Genomic DNA, 16,549 nt, shown 5'->3' on the forward strand with positions numbered 1-16,549 from the left:
CACCCGCTTCGACAAGCTGGCCGTCCGCTATGAGGCCACCATCCACCTCGCCGCCATCAACGAGTGGCTGTGACCGACTTCGACACAGGCCCTAGCGGTGTCGGTGCGGACCAGCCAGTTGCGGGTGTTGTAGTAGTGCTTGGTCATGCCGCGGCCGTCGGTGAGGCCGGTGAGGTTTCCGGAGAGGTCGTGCTCATAGACGAACGTGGCGGTGCCGGGGTTGGTGCGTCGGTGCAGCCGGTTGAGGTTGTCCTACTCGTAGGTGGTGGTGCCGGTGGCGTCGGTGCGGGTGATCAGGTTCCCGGCGCGCCCGTATTCGTAGGTGACAGGGGTGGGATTGGTGCCGCAGCCAGAGTAGCTGGTCGTCTCCAGCCGGTCGTCCTTCGTCCAGTCATAGGTCGTTACGCAGCCACCCTGAGTTACGGTGCGGACCCGGCCGAGGAGTGGCCACCGGGCCGACCGTGCCCTGCGATTAGCACACACTCTTGACCCATCTCTAGATGGAGACGTACCGATGCCTTACCTGAACGACTGATGCTGCTTTGAATCGACCGTTGTGACGATGTGCCCCAGACAACGGGAGACAAATTGAAGAGACATTCGCGGGCCCGGACCCGTGTCGCTGGCGCACTCTTCGGTGCGGTGACCCTCGGCCTGCTGGTCGGCGTGCCCCCCGGGCCTGCCGCCGCCGCCCTGCCCGAGGGCGGGATGACGGCCGCTTTACTCAACACCGAATTCAACTCGTACGGCGACACCGGCGGCAAGTGGACGAGTGGAGACAGCACTGTCTCGATCCCGCTGCCGGACGGCCGTAACGCCTGGCTGTTCTCGGACAGCCTGATCGGCACCGTCAACGCGGACCACACTCTGCCGAAGAACACCCCGATGGTGAACAATTCCATCGTGGTGCAGGACGGATCTACCCTGGTCCAGACACTGCACGGCGGCTCGGTCGCCGCACCCGCCTCGCTCGTCCGTCCATCCGATGGCAGCGCCGACAAGTACTGGGTCGGCGACGGCACGGTCGAGAGCGGCGTGCTGCGGGTGGTCTACCAGCGGATGAAGACGACGGGCACCGGACCGCTGGACTTCGCCCAACTGGACAGCACCGTGGTTACCTTCGATCTGCCGGCGTTGACCGTGCGAAGCATCGTGGACCGGGGCTACGGCAACAGGATCGCCTGGGGCTCGGCGGTGCTTGAGGATGGCGCGTTCACCTACATCTACGGGGCCGAATCCGTCGGCCAGATGCGCTTCGCCCACGTCGCCCGGGTGCCGGCCGGCGGACTCTCCGGTGCCTGGCAGTTCTGGACCGGCAGCGGCTGGTCCACGGCCCAGGGCGATTCCGCTCGGGTGCTCTCCGGCGTTGGCGCCGGTTTCGGCGTGCAGAAGGTGGGCGGCGCCTACGTTCTGGTCACCCAGGAAAACAACCTCACCTTCTCGGCCGACTTCGTGGCCTACACCGCCACCTCGCCCACCGGGCCCTTCGCCGGCCCGGTGCCGTTGTTCACCGCCCCGGAACCGGCCACCATCCCGGGCAGCATCGTGTACGACTCCCGGGTGCACCCGGAGTTGGCACGTACCGGAAAGCTGTTGGTGTCGTACAACGTCAACAGTCTCGTCGCGGACGCCGTCTACGGCGACGTGAGCACCTACCGGCCCCGGTTCGTCGAGGTCGACTGGCCCCGGCCCACTCCCGATCCGACCGCGGTGCCCGCCGCGCCCACCGCCCTGACGGCGCAGGCTGACAGTAGCGGCGCCGTCAGCCTACGCTGGCAGGCGCCCGCCGGTACCGCTTTGACCTACGAGGTCCACCAGCGGGACGTGACGGCGGGGCAGACCCACTTCGCGCGGGTCTCGACCGGAATCACCGGAACCTCCACCGCGCTGAGCGTGTTTTACGAGACCGGCCACGCCTACGAGTTCAGGGTCGCGGCCCGCAACACCGCCGGGGCCGGACCGCTCTCCGCCCCCGCCGCGGTGACCGTCACCATCGGAGTGCCGACGGCGCCGACCGGTCTGGTGGCGGCCGCCGCCGACGGCGGTGCCATCACGCTCAACTGGAACACCGTTCCGAACGTCTGGCGGTACGAGGTTTACCGGCGTGACATCACCGCCGGTGAGACCGAGGCCAGCCGGCAGTGGGACTCCTCCCCGCAGGACACCACTCTCACGCTGAGCGGCCTGGAGAACGGCCATCAGTACGCGTTCCAGGTGGTGGCCGTACACGGCGGCGGCGAGTCGCCACGGTCGGTGGAGGTGACCGCGACAGCGTTCTACAGCAGACCGTCGGCCCCCACCGGGCTGACCGCCGCTACCCAGACCACCGGCGACATCAAACTTCAATGGACGCACACCAACAGCACTGACTGGTTCTACGTCTACCAACGCGACGTGACCGCCGGCGAGACGGATTTCACCAGGCTGGAGTGGCCGGTCGACACCTGCTGCACGATGACCGCCGGCGGCCTGGCCAACGGGCACACCTACGAATACACGGTCACCGCCCTCGGCAAGGGCGGTGAGTCGGTGCAGTCCGGCGTGGCCACGGCGACCGCGCAGCGTCCCCTTCCGGCCACCCCTACCGCCCTGGCCGCAGCTGCGCAGGCGGACGGCAGCATCAAGCTCACCTGGCAGCAGTCGCAGCCCGAGGTCTGGTTCCAGGTGTACCAGCGCGACGTCACGGCCGGTGAGGCGGACTTCACCAGGCTGGAGTGGCCGGTCGACACCTGCTGCACGATGACCGCCGGCGGTCTGGTCGACGGGCACACCTACGAGTACAAGGTCAGCGCGTTCGGTGCCGCCGGTGAGTCACCGACGTCCGCCGTCGCCTCCGCGACCGCTGACATCGCGGCGCCCGCCGCCCCGACCAACCTGCGGGCCACGGCCGGGAACGGCCAGGCGGTGCTGACTTGGGACGGTGTCGCCGACAACTGGCACCTGGTGTACGTGCGGGACGTGACCGCTGGCGAGACGGTGTTCAACCAGCTGGAGTTCCCGGTCACCACCTGCTGCACGATGACGGCCGGTTATCTCACCAACGGCCATCGCTACGAGTTCAGAGTGACCGCCAGCGGGTCGGGCGGGGAGAGCACGGCGAGCAACGTCGTCGCGGTGACGCCGACGGCCCCGCTGCCCGCGGCCCCCAGCGCACTGACCGCGACGGCCCAGGCCGACGGCACCATCAAGCTGGTCTGGACGGCTCCCGGCCCGGATCTCTGGTACCAGGTCTATCAGCGGGACGTCACCGCCGGAGACGCCGCTTTCACCAAGCTCGCCACCCCGGTCACCAGCTGCTGCACGATGATGGCCGGTTATCTTACCAACGGCCACTCGTACGAGTTCAAGATCGCCGCGATCAACTCCGGTGGTGAGGGCCCCACCGGAAACGTGGTGTCCGCGACGAGTAGCCAGCCCCGTCCGGCCGCACCGACCAATCTGCGCGGTCAACCGGCCGGGTCCGGCACCATCGAACTGAACTGGGACGCGCCGGCGTCCGGCCTCTTCTACTGGGTCTACCAGCGCGATGTCACCGCGGGGCAGGCGACGTTCACCAAGTCCTCGCTGCCCAGCAGCACGACCTCGGCGACCCGGGGCTATCTGGCCGACGGTCATGTCTACGAGTTCAAGGTGACCGGTGAGAGTCAGGGCGGGGAGGGTGTCGCGTCGGCGACCGTCCGGGTCACCGCCGTGGGCGGGGTGCCTCAGGCACCGGGTGGGCTGACGGCTACCGCCGGCGACGGCAAGGTGATCCTCAACTGGACGGCCAGCCCGACCGGCGGTTCCTGGTACCAGGTCTATCTGCGCAACATGAGCGCCGGCCAGTCGTGGCAGAAGGTGGGCACTCCGGTCACCGCCTGCTGCACCATGACCGCCGGTTACCTCACCAACGGCGATGTCTATGAGTTCAAGGTCACCACCATCAACGGCGCCGGGGAGTCCACGCCGACGTCGGTCGCCAGCGCCAAGCCCTTACCACCGCTACCGGCCGCACCGTCCGGCCTGACCGCGACGTCGGGGGACGGGAAGGTCGTCCTGAACTGGACGGCGAGCCCGACCGGCGGCGTCTACTACGACGTCTACCTCCGCGACTCGACCGCGGGACAGTCCTGGCAGAAGGTCGCGTTGCCGGCGACCTGCTGCTCGATGACGGCGGGCTACCTTACCAGCGGTCACCGCTACGAGTTTCGGGTGGCAGCCAGCAACATGGCCGGTCAGTCGGCGACCAGCAACGTCGCGGCGGCGAACCCTCTTCCGCCATTTCCCCAGGCTCCGTCCGGTCTGACCGCCAGTGCGGGCGACGGCAAGGTGACGCTGCGATGGACGGCCAGCTCCACGGCGAAGGTGTACTACCTGGTGGAGTACCGGGCCTCCGGCGCGGCGAACTGGACCCGGCTCAAGTTGCCGGTCACCCAGTGCTGCACCTTCGTGGCCGGGTACCTCAGCAACGGCACGACCTACGACTTCCGAGTACGGGCCACCAACCAGGCGGGGGACAGTTCTCCGAGCAACACCGCGTCGGCCCGGCCAATGCCACCCTTCCCGCAGGCGCCGTCCGGGCTGAGTGCGGCGGCCGGGAACGGCAAAGTGACGTTGACGTGGACCAAGAGTCCGACGCCGAACGTCTACTACCTGGTCGAATACAAGACGAGCACCTCGTCGACCTGGACCAGGGTCAAGGTGCCGATCACGTCGTGCTGCACCTTCGTGGCCGGCTACCTGGGCAACGGCACCACGTACAACTTCCGGGTGCGGGCGACGAACATGTCCGGTGACAGCACGCCGAGCAACGTCGCCTCGGCCAAACCCATGCCGCCCGTGCCCACGCGCGTGTCGTCGCTCTCCGCCAGCTCCAACGGGGTCAGCCAGGTGAACCTGAGCTGGACCAGGAGCAGCACCGCCGGGGTGTACTACTGGATGGAATACCGGACTGCCGGGGACTGGCACTGGATCCGGCTGCCACTGCCTGCCACGGGCACCTCTGCCGCCCTGAAGTACGGATTCTCGGACGGCGAGTTGCACGAGTTCCGGGTGGTCGCCTTCAACATGTCCGGCGAGAGCGCCGACTCCCCGATCGCCGAGGCAGTCGTCCAACGCTCCGAATATGCGAGGACCCGCGGCGGAAACGACATCAACGGCAGTAACCTCGTCGCCACCCGGGTATTGGGGGGCGGAAGCTGGTGTGACCCGGGCTTCGGCTCGCGGGTGTGCTACGGCACCTCCCCGGCAGGAGATCAACCAGCAACCGTCGGAGACTACTTCTTCTACGGCGGCAGCGAGAGTTCGTACCGGTCCCGCCTGCGGTGTGAGGCGTACAAGCGGGCGAACATCCGCTTCGGCTACGGACGGACCTCCGCCGACATCAGGGGTCCGGATCTCCCACGGCACGAGGTCATCCACTCCGACGCGTACTCGCGCTACCTGTCTGCGGCAAACTTCCTGGCGGACTACGGAACCCAGTCGGCCTACTCGAGGCTAACGACCGGGAACGCCTACGAGGGGAACAGGTTCGAGAAAGAGGCCAACCTCTACTGGGGTGGATACTTCGTCTTCGATACGGGGCGTCGCTACGGCGGTACCTCCGAGTGCAACTGGTTGTACTGATCCCGAACCGACCCGGCAGCCGGCCCCGGACGAGAACCGGGTCCGGCTGCCGGCATCGCGACCATCTCTCTCCGGGTCTGCGCGTCGCGTAGAGCGGTGACGTCCTGTCCGAGGCCAACGGATCAGAAGGTTAGGGGTTCGAGTCCCTTCGGGCGCACAAGATCAAGGAGGGGCCTGACCTGCCGGAACGGCGGTCAGGCCCCTCCTTGTGTCGGTCCCTTGGGGTCGGCCGGGTGCTCGGTGGGTGCTCGTGCGACGAGGGTCCCTCGCGTCCGGTCGCGTCCGGTGGGCGGCAGTGGCGTCCTCGGGAGCCCGCTCGACTACCACCTCGCCATCGACATTTATCAACCCGTCGATAGGGTCTGCGGTGGGAAAGTTTCGCCGTACGGGAGGTGGGCATGCCCCGACGAGAGCGCGCGGTTGCCGCCGCGTTGGCCATCGGAGCGGCAACGGTCGCCCTGGGCGCCACGCCGGCCCAGGCCGACCCGGTGGTGCCACGGCACGCCATCGTGATCTGCCAGAGCGCCAGCTTCTACGCCAACTACGACTCCGCGGGCGGTCCGACCGGCCTGAAGCGCACCCTGGCCTACGGCAACAAGATCGGCCATACGCCGGGGGCGCACCCGGTCTACAACGGGTGGGCGGCTTCCTTCGATTTCGGCCCCAACGACTGGGGCTACCTGCGCGCCGAGTGCATCGGTGGGTACGACTCGTGGTGAGCCGATGTAGCACCCGGGTGACCGCCGGTCTGCTGGTCGCGGTCGTCGCCGCGACACTCGCCATGCCGACCCCGGCGCAGGCCGCCAACGGCACGATCGGGGAGCGGGAAACGGTGTGCGCGAGTGACCTGTTCGTCCGCACTCAGCCCGTCGGCGCCTGGATGGGCACCCTCTATCGGGGTCAGACGTTCCTGGTCGAGGGTCCTCGCAGCGGCGGCTACGTCTACGGGTTTGCCTACGGTCACGTCAATCGGCGCGGCTGGGTGCAGGACGGCTGGTTCTGCTGACCGTGCCTGCTGACGGGACAGAGTTTCCTGATCGGGCCGTGAGCGATCACCGTCCCTGGCGATGCCTTTCGGATCGCACTAGCCCTCATCGCGGGAGCACGCGCCGCCGCGATCATGCTCGGCCATGAACACGAAACCGATGGCCCCTGGGCCCTGCCAGCCGAAGCCCTCAGGGCGCTGAATCTGCTCCCCTAACGACCTCGTGCACGGTTTGTCGGGAGGGCCGGCCGCCTCATCGGCGGTGAGGTGCGGCTGGTAGCGCTTTGAGTGGCTTGGTGGCGTTCTTGGTGCGGTCGGTGTGTTGGTGGCCGACAGCAGGCCGGCGATCGCGCACGCGTGCACCCACGGCTACCTCGCCGGGACCGACACGGCAGCGCCGAATCCGACGATGACTCATCACCCTCGGCGAGGTCCGACGGCGCTTCTTCCCGGCGGCGCCGGCGGTCGCGGGTCGGGTTGAGCGTGCCGTCGACGATGCTGATCTGGTCAACCCTGCACCGGCGCCAGAGCCAGCAGCGGGCCGAGAGTGTCGCTCACCCTGCGAGCGGCGGAGTGCGGCACCCCGAACAGCGGTCCGATCTGCCGCATGGTCAGGTTAGTGCGCCAGTACGCGACAACCAGCAGTACCCGGTCGGCGAGGTCGAGCAACCCTGCCGACCCGGCCGACCATCAGCGATCACGTCTCCGCCATGCTCGGCGGCCAGCCGGAGCAGCCTGCGGAACTGACCGGGCTGAGGCCTGGTGAACGGGAAGATCCACTCCTGGCGGCCCGCCGAGATCACCTGCACCCCGACGTGATCCATCATGGACCACTCACTGAGTTACGAGACGTCCTTCAGGTGAGTCCGCAGACGTTGATCGGCGAGGGCGAGGTCTCGATGATCAGCCGACGTGTCAACGAGATAGGCTTCCTGTACCACGACCGTCGGGTGGACCACGGCATCGACGGGGAGATCGAGCTCGTCGCCGACGGCAACGCGCTTAACCAGGTCATCATGGTGCAGAGCAAGGCCAACAACCGGCCCCACACGGATCAAAAGGGTCTGTTTTCGTCGGACACGGCCGGCGAGAGAGGCGGGGGTGGGACGCCGTCCGGCGGCGGTTCAGGGAACCTGGTTTGCCACGAGAGCGACCACGCCCATGCGTGATCCCGGGGTGAACAGCAGCTCCAGCGGCGTCGTCGAGGCCTGCACCAGTAGGTGCCCCAGGACGACGATGAGCAGCCGGCCGGCGTACGCCTGCTCGCGCCAATCCCGGGTCGACGGTTCGGTGTAGCGGCCGGTGGCCACCGCCGTGACCGAGCAGGCGTCCACCACGGCCGCGTGACGTTGCGCCCCGGACGCCGCCGTTTCCACGGCGAGCAGCTGCATGCCCGCCGGGTCGGCGATGTCGGCGGCCAGGCCGGCGACGATGGGCAGATCGGCATTCTCATCATGGTTAAGGACGTCGACGAAGTGCTGCTCGAGGGGCCACCTCGGGGGCAGGTGACCGGTCGGGACGTAGACCGCTGGCAGCGGCATTCCCAGCCCTTCGTGGTCCAGCCGCAGCCAGTACTTCTCCGCCATGCGTGGCTCCTACCCGATCGAAGGCGTTGAGAGGCCGGGCACCACGGGGGAGGCACCCGGCCCTGGTGTTCATGCCTACACGTTCCGTTGCCGCCACGCCACAGTCCGCCCGTCCGCTACCGGAGAAAGTCGGAGAAAAAGTGAGACTTCTTCGCCCAGGGTGTGAGGCCGTGTGGGACGCTGAGTAATGGCGGCCCGCCGTCGGGCATCCGGCGTCCGTCGACCCGCTCTGAGGGACGGGCCGCCGCACTGTCGTGGGCACGTGACCGCTACCAGTGGCGGCGCTGGTGCCGATGAGCGAGGTCGCCGGAGCCCGCTCCGACAACTCCACCAGCTTTGTCACCTCGCCATGATCGACGACCTCGCCAATTGCTCGCCGCCGAAACCCCCCAGCCTGGTGAGAGCCCTTAGAACCGCATCACACACAAAAAACGTGAATCAGATGTCCTCTAGTCGCTGGCGAGCCGGCGTTGGTGCATGAGCTAGCCGATCGCGCTTGACAGCCATCCGACACAACGCCTGTGTGGTGACCGCTACTGTGCATTGATGCGGACAGGTCCGCTCGGCGTGGAGGAGTTGCTGGGCTGACTGCCCATGCCGGCGCCTCCCGCGGCTCTCGATGCGGCCACTCGGCGCACTGAGTCGTTGACTGTTCGATGGTGGTCCGAGAGTTTGTCACCGCTGCTCAACGAGCTGATCGAGACGTGGGAAGCACTACTGGGCGATTCAGCATCCGGGCTCGGCTCGACGCCGCGACCGCGACGGTGCTCTGGGGTGCCCTGATCACGGTTTGGACCATCTGGAGCTGGTGGGCGCTGCCGGTTGCGCTCATCGTCGCATCGAGCGGCTACGTGGCGGCGGTGCGCGTAGCAGCGGTATTCGGCGACCTAGTGGAGGCCGCATGGGATTTATACCGAATCGAGCTCTACCGCGCCCTCCGATGGCCGATACCGCAAAACCCAGCCGCTGAGTACACAGCCGGTCGGCAACTGACCCGCTACCTGCGCCGAGGTGGCCGGGACACCTCCCCGACGTTCACCTGACTCAGCCACGAGTTGGACCCCTCAATCAAGGACGACGTGACCGGGGTGCCGTATACCTTCGGCCGCCTCAATCACTTGGCTCAACTGCCCACTGCTGAGCAGCCGGGCATGCCAGGCCAGCGCGGCGATCTCCGCGCTCGCTGGTTGTACCGTGCGTCCTCGACGACCGGCCCGATCCCGGTCAGCGCGACCAAATCCCAGGGCGGATATCCGGGCAGGTGCGCGAACACCGTCACGTACGGCGGGGTGATGGTCACCTTGCCTGGGTGCCCAGCATCGCGACCCTGGAGTCGGAGACGTACGGACGGGAACCCGCGGACACGGATCTCGGGGCCTCCTCGCCCGGGTCGAGGCCGAGGTGAAATGAGCTGCGCGGTGCGGGTGGAGATGAGAGGGTGCCGGGCGTGGCAGAGGCGCAGGGGTTCGCGTACACCGAACGGGCGGACGGGGCGGTGGTCATCACGCATCACGGGCGGGTCGCCGGGACGTTGCGGGGTGGACGGGCGGCGGAGTTCCTCGCCGAGGTTGACGCCGATCCGCAACTGGTGATGGCCCGGTGGACCGGCAACTACCGCCGGGGCAACGAACGTCACGCGCGCCGGCACCCCCGTAACCGGACCTGAGCCGCCACCGCGCCCGGGAGCAGCCCGCGTCGCGGCGTCGACCGCCGCCGTCGCGCCCGGTGGTCGGGCGGGCGCGTGAGCGGCCGGCGGCGCCGGATCAGGCGCGGGTGAACACGAGCGTCACGTTGTGGCCGCCGAACCCGAACGCGTTGTTCAGCGCGGAGAGTCTCCACGTGCCGCGCCACAGACCGCTGCGGTCACGACCAGGGTCAACCGGTGCCGGGCACCGCGGCGGGCGCGACCAAAGCCGGCGCTCCGCCACCGGCGAGGATTGAACAACATCCCGGGCCAAGGCTCGTCGTCAACGTCGCGGCCGGTCCGGCGCGGTGACCCCGACGGGCCGGGTGGTCAGGCACCAGAGCAGCGAGATCGCTGAGATCCGGCGGTGGTTTCGGGCTTCATGCCGCGGCTCGCCGCAATACACCGTCGCATCGAGGGCGAGACCATCGGGCGATGTGGTCCGGCGGAGGTTGTGCGGGCCTGTGGGTGCTCGGACGTCGGGGTACTGGCACGGATTCATGAGAACCTGTGTGGATTTAGACACCATCCGTGACATCGGTAAGTGTCGCTGGAACTCCGCACCTGCGGGTGCCTGTTCAGACTGGGTGGGACCCGGTTGGACGGGACTGGACGATTTGTCGACTCATCGATGAATCGGACTACGGATCAGAAGGTTAGGGGTTCGAGTCCCTTCGGGCGCACAAGATCATGAGGGGTCTGACCTGCCGAAACGGCGGTCAGGCCCCTTCTTATATCTGTCCCTTGTGGTCGGTTGGGTGCTCGGTGGGTGCTCGTGCGACGAGCGTCCCTCACGTCCGGTCCTGTCCGGTGGGCGGCAGTGGCGTCCGCCGGGGCGTGATCAAGACCGGCTGGGCCCGGAGACGAGGAACTGGCCTGGCGGGCTCTCAACGGCTATGTCTCGATCGAGGAACTGCCCCGACGTCGAACTCAACCTCCGACGCCAGCAAGTTGTATGACACCGAGTGGCTGCCCCAGACGCCCGGCGTTCCCGGGTTCGAGGTGGTTGCCACCAGCACCGACGGCAAGACCGAAGTACGTCGAGGCCACCACACACGGCAAGGGCCTCTTCCGCCTCCCCCACCTGCCGGCCGGTGACGTCCTGTTGACCTTCACCGGTCCGGCGGGCTGGAAGGTCCTGACCAGCGACAGCGGCGCGGGTGACCACACGACGGCGCAGGTCAGCGCCGACGACAGCGACGAGCCGCGTGTCTTCGTGCCAGCAAAGAAGGTCGCCGTGAGTTCGCCGAGCGTCTCGCCGTCGGCGTCGCCGTCGCCTTCGAGTGCCGGCCCGGGCCTGCCGGCCACCGGTGACAACAGCGCCGACCCGGGCCTGCCGGTTACCGGCGCCGACACCATGCTGCTCGTCGGCGCAGCTGCGGTCGCTGTCGCGGTCGGTGTCGGGTTGGTCCTCGTCGCACGGCGTCGCCGCGTACGCCTGATCTACCGGACTCGCCTCAGCGGCCAGAGACCTACACGCGGGAGCGCTCTGCGCTCAGGCGAGCAAGCAAAGCGCCGAGGCTTCAGCATTCCGCTGGAGTCTCGGCGCCCCGCAGGCTGGGACAACGCCTCCAACATGCGCTCTGGCCGGGCCGAGCCACCGGCTTGGGCCGCCAGCTACCCTGCCGGAACGCGACGGGATCGGGCAGACGATAACCCCAGTATCAACCAGCCCGGCCATCAAAAACTCCTGGCAATGTAGCGCGCTGTAAGTAGCGGGGGCGAAGAGCGCTCCTGAGGATTAAAAGTACGCAGGTAGGGCCTTACACTCCCAGCCGCACTCTTCTTTGATGTCGCGCTGACCTGCTGAAACGCAACTAGGAGGCATGGCAATGATCGATAGTTGCGGATGCGGGGTGTTCCTAGGGTGATCGTCTGCCCGGGGTGGCGCCAGTCCAGGTCTCGTCGCCGCCTTGTAACTTCCAAAAGCTACGGTCCAGGTGGCTGAATCAAGTGTGAGTGGGTTAACCAAAACTCCGGTGTATTGCATTTATGGGCCTAACGATCTCGTGCACGGTAGCGAGTCCTTGAGCATCGATGATCGTTGTTCGCGTCATGGTCGGCGCTGCGATCATGACCAACCGGCGTTTGACGGGCCTGTCCCGCTCGGTGATTGAGGACCTGGTCAGCGAGTTGAGGCCGCGGCGGCGGACACGGCACCGTGACCGGCTCGCCTCGCGGATACGCCGTCGCCGGATCGGAGCAGGTGCCAGGCGCCGGTTCGGGTTCGTGGATCGGCTGCTGGCCACGCTGGTCTCCATCTCCGTCACGGGCTCACCCACGACGTGATCGCGGCCTGGTTCGGGGTGCACCGCTCGACGATCAGCCGCAGCATCGCCGAGATCAGCTCCCTGCTGGTCGATCGCGGCTGCCGGGTGCGCGACGGTGCCCGGCTCCGGACCCTCTCCGACGTGGTAGTGGCTGCTCAACTGGACGGTCGCGGCCGGCATTGAGGGCGTGTTGTAGTGACGGCGGTTGACCGTTCGACCGCAGCCTTGCCGCTGGGCGCTGCGGTTTGCATTGGACATGTCGGCACAGGATTTGCCTGGCTGACCGCTGAGTGAGCAACTGCACCAGCTGGTCGCGTTCGACGGGGGTCAGCGGGGCGAGCAGCTCGTCATGGAGGTGCTGCGCCGCCAGGTCACCGAGGTGCAGCCAGCCCAGTTCCGCAGGTTGGTCCGGCTGGTCGCCGAGCGTGGCGGTGACGCAATCACCGACGGCCGTCCTGGCCGGCAGTGGTCTCTCGACCTCGCCGACCGGGTGTTGTTGGTCGCGGCGTACTGGCGCACGAACCTCACGATGCGGCAGATCGGCCCGCTGTTCGGGGTGTCGCACTCCGCCGCCCATCGGGTCATCGACACCGTCGGCCCCCTGCTCGCTCTGGCACCGGGACGCCGGCGTCGGGTCGACCAAATCACCATCGTCGACGGCACCCTCATCCCGACCCGGGACCACCGCCTGGCCGCCCCGAGCTAGATGTACTGCCCAGGGACGTTGGTAACAGAGCTGAATCTTGAAATGGGCGAGGACCGGCGAGTGAGGTGGAGCTTTCCCAGCGGCGGCACGGCCGGCGTGTCGGCCGCGTCTGAGTGAGCGGGCCGCCGTCGTGGCCGACGCCTTCTGGCTGGCCTCGCGGCTCAGGTGCGCGGGAGCACCGCTGTCAGGAACGGGCGGCTGCGTACGCACGCTCGAGTCGAGAAGAGAGATGTTTGACCGGTGGGCCGCCCGGACAGTTGTTTCTCGTGTTTCATGACTTCACGGACGAGCGGATTGACGTGGGAGAGGTGGAGCTTCGTGTCCGGCATGCCGGACGAGGTCACCCGATTCTTCTCATCCATGGACATCCCCGTACCGGCTCGACCTGGCATCGAGTCGCGCCGCAGTTGGTAGCTCATGGGTTTACCGTCGTCTGTCCGGACATGCGCGGTTACGGGCAGTCGGGGAAGGCTCCCATCCTCGCCGATCACTCGCAACAGTCCAAGCGAGTTGTCGCAGCGGACCTGGTCCGGCTGATGAATGCCCTGGGCCATTCGACGTTCGCCACCGTCGGGCACGACCGCGGCGCCTACGTCGCACTGCGCCTGACACTGGATCATCCTCACTCGGTTAGCCACCTAGTGGTCATCGACGGTGTTCCAATCAGCGAGGCGCTCGCCCGCTGTGACGCCACGTTTGCCCGCGCCTGGTATCACTGGTTCTTCTTCGCTCAGCCAGAGACGCCGGAGCGGGTGATCACCGCCGATCCGGACGCCTGGTACGCGAGCAAAGCGCGGCCCGAGAGCATGGGGGCCGAGAACTACCACGAGTTCCGACAAGCGATCCACAATCCCGCCACCGTCCGGGCAATGCTGGAGGACTACCGCGCCGGTCTCGGAGTCGACCGGGAGCACGAGGAATCCGACCAGCGCGCCGGTCGCACCGTAGCCTGCCCAACGCTGTTTCTCTGGTCTACCAAGGACGATATGGAGAAGCTGTACGGTGATCCGCTCTCCGTTTGGAGAGCGTGGGCCAAGGATCTTCGTGGGTGCCCTATCGAGTCCGGGCACCATGTCGCGGAGGAGAACCCCGACGATCTGTCCGCGGCTGTGCATAACTTTCTCGCCTGTGACGGTGCCGGTCCCGCCCTTGGTCGGCACTCTCGTATCGCTGGCTGAGCGTGCGATGCCCACGTCGCGATCCCGCGAAGGCACGATCTCTCGGTCAAGTTACGTCAGACCCAGGAGAGGATGTCGCCGAGGTTGTGCTGATCACTGAAGGGCCGGCCGGCCGGGCTTGAAGCATTGTCGAGGCTCGTGGTGTGCCTGCCAGTGGAGTCCTTGATCCCTACCCGTTTCCTGTTGTCGGGAGCAGGTAGTGACATCGGTCGGGAAGCCTGACTCGCCGGTGTCGAATCCGATGCGGCCGAACCCACTCCCCGGCACGCGCGCCCGGTGGAGCATGGTGGGTGATGGATGCGAGCCAGAGCGGGCGCGGTCGGGACCTGTTGCCGCGCCGCCAAGACGTGCGGCAGGCGAACTTCCTGGAACTGTTCGTTGATCTGGTGCTGGTCTTCGCCCTGTCCGGGGTCGTCAGCCGAGTTGTTCGCGACCTGGCCGGCGCCAACGCGGTGCTGCGTTGGCAGTCGTTGGCCTACCTCCTGGTACTGGCGATGCCCCTGATTTGGCTGTGGATCACCACGGCGCACATCACCAGCTGGTTCGACGCGCGCCGCCGCAAGATCCAGTGGATAGTCCTGGTCAGCGCCTTCGGCCTGCTGATCATGTCGACGTCGCTGCCGGCCGCTTTCTCCGGGCGCGGCTTGGCGTTCGTCCTGCCTTACCTGATTTTGCACATCGCCCGGCCGCTGATGTTCATGCCCGCTCTGCGCGGTCACGACCTGCGGTCGGTCTACCTGCGGTCGGCGCTGTGGGCCGCGGCCACGGCGCCGATCTGGATCGCCGGCGCGCTGCTGGCCGGAGGCGGCCGAGCTGCCCTATGGGGCATTGCGGTGAGCGTGGACATCGTCGTGGCGCAACTGCGTTGGCCAGTGCCGGGCATGCGGCGTCAGGCGGTCAGCGCCTGGGCTATGGACAGCGGCCACCACCTGCCCGAGCGCTATCAGCAGCTGCTGATGATCGCGCTCGGCGAGAGCCTGCTGGCCGTCGGGGTTACCTTCACCAACCAAAGCGTCACGGCGGCGACGTCTACCGCACTGGTCGTGTCCTACCTGACGACCGTACTGCTGTGGCGGATCTACTTTTACCGCTCCGGTCAGGTGCTCGCCGAGACGATCGCCGTCGCGCCTGACCGGTTGTCCGCCGGCCGGGCGATGGGCGTTGCCCACGTCGTCATGGTGATCGGCATCATTGCGATCTCGGCCGGCGCCGAGGTGACCCTCGCGCATCCCGCAGCGCGGGCGCAGCCGGCGTGGCTGGCGGTGCTCCTCGGTGGTCCGGCACTGTTCCTGTACGGGCGCATCCGCCTGGAACGGGTCGTGTACGACCGACTGTCACGTCGCCGTGTCATCGCGATCGCCGTCCTCGCAGCCGCGTCAGTGCCGCTGGCGTCCGCCCCGACCCTGGCCGCACCCCTGGCCGCCGCCCTGACGCTGTTCGGCGTCGCCCTAGCCGACGCGCATCGCGCGGCGGGTCGCCCACTAGAGCGACCGGCGCAATCAGGGTGACAGCGGCGGTATCGCGCCCGAACCTGCCGAAGAGCGCTGCCGCGCCTGGTCGGGCCGCCGTGGGCCTGGGCGTGGGTGACTACAGGATGGGTTTGCCTCCGGTAACCGGAATAACGGCACCGGAGATGTAGCTGGCCTCGTCGGAGGCGAGAAGGACGTAGACGGGGGCGACCTCCTTGGGCTGACCCGGCCGGCCCAGCGGGGTGCTTTTGCCGAACTCCTCGACCTGCTCCGGTGGCATGGTAGAGGGGATCAGCGGTGTCCAGACCGGGCCCGGTGCGACGCTGTTGACTCTGATGCCACGCTCGCCGAGCATCTGCGCCAGGCCGGCGGTGAAGTTGGCGATCGCGCCCTTAGTGGTCGCGTATGGCAGCAATGTCGGGCGGGGCATGTCGGAGTTGATGGAGCTGGTGTTGATGATTGAGGCTCCTCGCCCGAGGTGCGGCAGCGCCGCCCGTACGAGGCGGAACATCGCGGTGATGTTGACGTCGAAGGTGTGTTGCCACTCGTCGTCGCTGATCTCTTCGACTGTTTCATGCGTCATCTGGTAGGCGGCGTTGTTGACGAGGATGTCGATGCCGCCGAGTTCGTTCACGGCCTGACGAACTACCTCTTCACAGTATGCCGCTTCGCTGAGGTCACCGGCGACGAGTACCGCGCGACGGCCAGCATCGCGCACCAGCGCCGCCGTGGCCTGCGCATCCTGTTCCTCATTGAGGTAGGAAATGAGCACGTCGGCGCCTTCGCGGGCAAAGGCGATGGCGACCGCACGGCCGATGCCGCTGTCGGCTCCGGTGATCAGTGCCCTCTTGCCGCCCAGCCGGCCTGAGCCGCGGTAGGAGTCTTCGCCATGGTTCCGGCTTGCGGCGCATACCGGCAAGGCTGCCAGGCGGACGCTGCTGCGGCTCAATCTGCTGGTCGTCGTTCATGGGCTGCTCCGTTCACCGGCTGACTTATTGGCTGACCGGCTGTGCATCTGCCCCGAACGAACGGCAGCAAACACCGGTGTTCCCCTATGAGGCCCAGCG

14 protein-coding genes and 2 pseudogenes are annotated in these 16,549 nt (G+C 67.4%); 11 read left to right on the forward strand and 5 right to left on the reverse strand.

The genetic code is table 11. The annotated features are described in order from the left end of the window. Positions 1–27: 27 nt before the first annotated feature. Positions 28–237, reverse strand: coding sequence for a hypothetical protein (locus tag ACIA6B_RS24320; RefSeq protein ID WP_396776932.1), 210 nt, complete (start codon positions 235–237; stop codon positions 28–30). 405 nt (positions 238–642) lie between these two features. Here ACIA6B_RS24320 and ACIA6B_RS24325 point away from each other — a divergent pair, with 405 nt between their 5' ends. The 3 genes from ACIA6B_RS24325 to ACIA6B_RS24335 all read left to right on the forward strand — a co-directional run bounded on the left by ACIA6B_RS24325 (position 643) and on the right by ACIA6B_RS24335 (position 6,610). Then, complete coding sequence (locus tag ACIA6B_RS24325) at positions 643–5,604, forward strand: fibronectin type III domain-containing protein (RefSeq protein ID WP_396776616.1); 4,962 nt, start codon at positions 643–645, stop codon at positions 5,602–5,604. A 398-nt stretch (positions 5,605–6,002) separates the two neighbouring features. Beyond that, positions 6,003–6,323, forward strand: coding sequence for a hypothetical protein (locus ACIA6B_RS24330; RefSeq protein WP_396776618.1), 321 nt, complete (start codon positions 6,003–6,005; stop codon positions 6,321–6,323). A gap of 17 nt (positions 6,324–6,340) precedes the next feature. Continuing rightward, a complete protein-coding gene (locus ACIA6B_RS24335) occupies positions 6,341–6,610 on the forward strand; it encodes a hypothetical protein (protein ID WP_396776620.1) in 270 nt (89 codons plus the stop codon). A gap of 437 nt (positions 6,611–7,047) precedes the next feature. On the opposite strand, the pseudogene ACIA6B_RS24340 reads toward ACIA6B_RS24335, so the two are convergent. Then, positions 7,048–7,398: pseudogene (locus tag ACIA6B_RS24340) on the reverse strand (transposase family protein); the annotation flags it as partial. Between ACIA6B_RS24340 and ACIA6B_RS24345 the strand changes: the two are divergent. Continuing rightward, on the forward strand, positions 7,300–7,758 hold the full coding sequence (locus ACIA6B_RS24345) for a DUF4365 domain-containing protein (protein ID WP_396776622.1): 459 nt from the start codon (positions 7,300–7,302) through the stop codon (positions 7,756–7,758). The pseudogene ACIA6B_RS24340 and the gene ACIA6B_RS24345 sit on opposite strands and share 99 nt — an antisense overlap. Here the strand turns inward: ACIA6B_RS24345 and ACIA6B_RS24350 are convergent. Further along, positions 7,714–8,175 (reverse strand): hypothetical protein, encoded by a 462-nt coding sequence (locus tag ACIA6B_RS24350; RefSeq protein ID WP_396776624.1) that lies wholly within the window; start codon positions 8,173–8,175, stop codon positions 7,714–7,716. The genes ACIA6B_RS24345 and ACIA6B_RS24350 overlap by 45 nt on opposite strands. 1,447 nt (positions 8,176–9,622) lie before the next feature. On the opposite strand from ACIA6B_RS24350, the gene ACIA6B_RS24355 reads away from it, so the two are divergent. The 5 genes and pseudogenes from ACIA6B_RS24355 to ACIA6B_RS24375 form a co-directional block, all read left to right on the forward strand. Continuing rightward, positions 9,623–9,841, forward strand: a complete 219-nt coding sequence (locus ACIA6B_RS24355; protein ID WP_396776625.1) for a hypothetical protein — start codon at positions 9,623–9,625, stop codon at positions 9,839–9,841. A 1,123-nt stretch (positions 9,842–10,964) separates the two neighbouring features. After that, entirely contained in the window at positions 10,965–11,561 is a 597-nt protein-coding gene (locus ACIA6B_RS24360; RefSeq protein WP_396776626.1) for an LPXTG cell wall anchor domain-containing protein, read from the forward strand. Between the two features lie 335 nt (positions 11,562–11,896). Further along, the gene (locus ACIA6B_RS24365) at positions 11,897–12,148 is read left to right on the forward strand and encodes a hypothetical protein (RefSeq protein WP_396776627.1); all 252 of its coding nucleotides are present in this window, start codon (positions 11,897–11,899) and stop codon (positions 12,146–12,148) included. Next, the gene (locus ACIA6B_RS24370; protein WP_396776628.1) at positions 12,145–12,312 is read left to right on the forward strand and encodes a hypothetical protein; all 168 of its coding nucleotides are present in this window, start codon (positions 12,145–12,147) and stop codon (positions 12,310–12,312) included. Before ACIA6B_RS24365 ends, ACIA6B_RS24370 begins: the two co-directional genes overlap by 4 nt. A gap of 166 nt (positions 12,313–12,478) precedes the next feature. Next, positions 12,479–12,832: pseudogene (locus ACIA6B_RS24375) on the forward strand (transposase family protein); the annotation flags it as partial. Positions 12,833–12,996: 164 nt separating this feature from the next. Here ACIA6B_RS24375 and ACIA6B_RS24380 read toward each other — a convergent pair. Continuing rightward, positions 12,997–13,254 (reverse strand): hypothetical protein, encoded by a 258-nt coding sequence (locus ACIA6B_RS24380; RefSeq protein WP_396776951.1) that lies wholly within the window; start codon positions 13,252–13,254, stop codon positions 12,997–12,999. On the opposite strand from ACIA6B_RS24380, the gene ACIA6B_RS24385 reads away from it, so the two are divergent. Further along, positions 13,144–14,013 carry an alpha/beta fold hydrolase gene (locus ACIA6B_RS24385; RefSeq protein WP_396776934.1) on the forward strand — a complete coding sequence of 290 codons (870 nt, stop codon included), beginning with the start codon at positions 13,144–13,146 and terminating at the stop codon, positions 14,011–14,013. The genes ACIA6B_RS24380 and ACIA6B_RS24385 overlap by 111 nt on opposite strands. A gap of 293 nt (positions 14,014–14,306) precedes the next feature. Further along, positions 14,307–15,521, forward strand: a complete 1,215-nt coding sequence (locus tag ACIA6B_RS24390; protein WP_396776629.1) for a low temperature requirement protein A — start codon at positions 14,307–14,309, stop codon at positions 15,519–15,521. 79 nt (positions 15,522–15,600) lie between these two features. On the opposite strand, the gene ACIA6B_RS24395 is transcribed toward ACIA6B_RS24390, so the two are convergent. Then, positions 15,601–16,431, reverse strand: coding sequence for a glucose 1-dehydrogenase (locus ACIA6B_RS24395; protein ID WP_396776630.1), 831 nt, complete (start codon positions 16,429–16,431; stop codon positions 15,601–15,603). Positions 16,432–16,549 lie beyond the last annotated feature (118 nt).

It is taken from the genome of Micromonospora sp. NPDC051141 (genome assembly GCF_044455765.1).
Lineage (GTDB): Bacteria > Actinomycetota > Actinomycetes > Mycobacteriales > Micromonosporaceae > Micromonospora.

Coding starts and splice junctions, on each gene's coding strand:
- ACIA6B_RS24330 (WP_396776618.1), top strand. CDS start 6,003: ATGCCCCGACGAGAGCGCGCGGTTGCCGCCGCGTTGGCCATCGGAGCG.
- ACIA6B_RS24345 (WP_396776622.1), top strand. CDS start 7,300: ATGCTCGGCGGCCAGCCGGAGCAGCCTGCGGAACTGACCGGGCTGAGG.
- ACIA6B_RS24350 (WP_396776624.1), bottom strand. CDS start 8,175: ATGGCGGAGAAGTACTGGCTGCGGCTGGACCACGAAGGGCTGGGAATG.
- ACIA6B_RS24365 (WP_396776627.1), top strand. CDS start 11,897: ATGATCGTTGTTCGCGTCATGGTCGGCGCTGCGATCATGACCAACCGG.
- ACIA6B_RS24380 (WP_396776951.1), bottom strand. CDS start 13,254: ATGAGCTACCAACTGCGGCGCGACTCGATGCCAGGTCGAGCCGGTACG.
- ACIA6B_RS24390 (WP_396776629.1), top strand. CDS start 14,307: ATGGATGCGAGCCAGAGCGGGCGCGGTCGGGACCTGTTGCCGCGCCGC.